This window comes from Arthrobacter wenxiniae, from assembly GCF_013376105.1.
Taxonomy (GTDB): Bacteria; Actinomycetota; Actinomycetes; order Actinomycetales; family Micrococcaceae; genus Specibacter; species Specibacter wenxiniae.
Genome location: NZ_JAAMFM010000064.1, coordinates 1 through 1,854 on the forward strand (window position 1 = coordinate 1; position 1,854 = coordinate 1,854).

Below are 1,854 nucleotides of genomic sequence, written 5' to 3' on the forward strand. Positions count from 1 at the left end.
CTAGGATGCCGCTGAACAATTTGGGTGGTTTAAGGCGCGCCTGCTGGACTTCGGGCCGTGGTCGTTAAGACTGGATGCATGCAAGGAATTGAGGCGGCCCAGCGCGGGTATTTGGATGTAGAGTCACTGGCCGGGGAGTTGCTGGCCCCGGGCAGTGCCTACGCGTTCCTGGCTGAACACCGGAGCGAGCTGTTCCCGGATTCGATGATGGAGGACCTGTTTCCTTCGAAGCGGGGCCGGCCCTCGATCCCGGCCTCGGTGATCGGCACGGTGCTGGTCCTGCAGGCCCTGGAGGGTTTGTCGGATCGGGCGGCCGCGGAGGCGTTGACGTATGACCTGCGCTGGAAGGCGGCCTGCGGGTACGGCCTGACCGAGACTGCTTTCCATCCGACCGCGCTGGTGCATTGGCGCAACCGCCTGCGGGCCAGCGACAGCCCGCACCGGATTAATGAGGCCGTCGCCCAGGTCATCACCGCCACCGGCGTCCTGGCCGGCCGGCACCGGAGGGCGGTGGACTCGACCGTGTTCCAGGACGCGGTCGCGAGGCAGGACACCATCACCCAGCTCATTGCCGTGATCCGGCGCTTCGGCAGGGTCATGGAGCACGGGGCCACGCTCATGGCCGTCCACGCGACCTCTTACGACTACACCCGCACGGGCAAGCCGGAGATCGCTTGGGATGACAAGGAAGCAAAAGACGAATTGATTTCGGGGCTGGTCACCGATGCGCTGGCCCTGCTCGGCGCGGTGGACCCGTACACCCTGGAGGAAGGTTCCCCGGCAGCGCAGGCGTACGTGTTGCTGGCGCTGGTTTCGGGCCAGGACGTGGAGCCGGCCGAGGGTTCCGACGGCACGGACGGGCGGTGGCGGATCGCCCGGAAGGTCGCCCCGGACCGGATCGTCTCCACCGTCGATCCGGAGGCCCGGCACGCACACAAGTCCCGTTCGGTGATGATGGACGGGTACAAGGGCCACATCGTGGCCGAACCCGAGACCGGGCTCTACACCAGTGCGGTGATGACGAAGGCCGCCGGGCCCGGTTCGTCCGACGCGGACGCCGGGATCGTGCTGCTGGGCACCGACCCGACCATGAAAGACGATGGCACCCATTACCAGGTGCTCGGGGATTCGGCCTACGGATCCGGGGCCATGCTCGAGGCCCTCGACGGCGCCGGGCACCAGGGGCTGGTCAAGCCCAAGCCGCTGCGCCCGGCCGTGCCCGGCGGCTACGACCTGGACGACTTCACCCACGACGAAGGCAAGAACACACTCACCTGCCCCAGGGGCGAGGTCCGCACGATCAGTGCCAAAGGCAACGTGAACTTCGGGGCCGCCTGCAAGGAGTGCCCGCTCCGGGACCAATGCACCACGGCCAAGGGCGGGCGCAAAGTCGTCATTACCAAGCACCACGCCCGCCAGCGCGCGCACCGCGCCGCCGCCCGTGCCGAAGCCTTCCGGCATGACTACCGGGCCTACCGGCCCCTGGTGGAAAGATCCATCGGCTGGCTCGTCGCCGGAGGCAACCGGCGCCTGCGGTACCGGGGCGTGGAAAAGAACAACGCCTGGCTGCAGGTCCGCACTGCGGCCCTGAACCTTCGGCGACTGCTGAAACTGGGCCTCATCGGCCGCGACGGGGCCTGGGCCATCGGATAGCGCCCAAAATGGGGGCCGCCCGGCCCCAAGCCCAAATCCACGCCGCCCGAAGCCGCAGGCGGACCTACACGCCCCGGAAAATTCACGAACCAGAATTCCGGCTCCTGGAATCGACGCCCCCAACCAGCCGCCCAAGGCCCCGGAAGGGTGCGGCAGCGAAACCCACCACCCCGAATTGCCCCTTGTTCAGCGCACTCCTAG

General features: G+C 67.9%; 1 protein-coding gene. It reads left to right on the forward strand.

Annotated elements, in window-relative coordinates:
* Nucleotides 1-78 precede the first annotated feature (78 nt).
* Entirely contained in the window at nt 79-1,653 is a 1,575-nt protein-coding gene (locus tag G6034_RS19350; RefSeq protein ID WP_176636731.1) for an IS1182 family transposase, read from the forward strand.
* Nucleotides 1,654-1,854 lie beyond the last annotated feature (201 nt).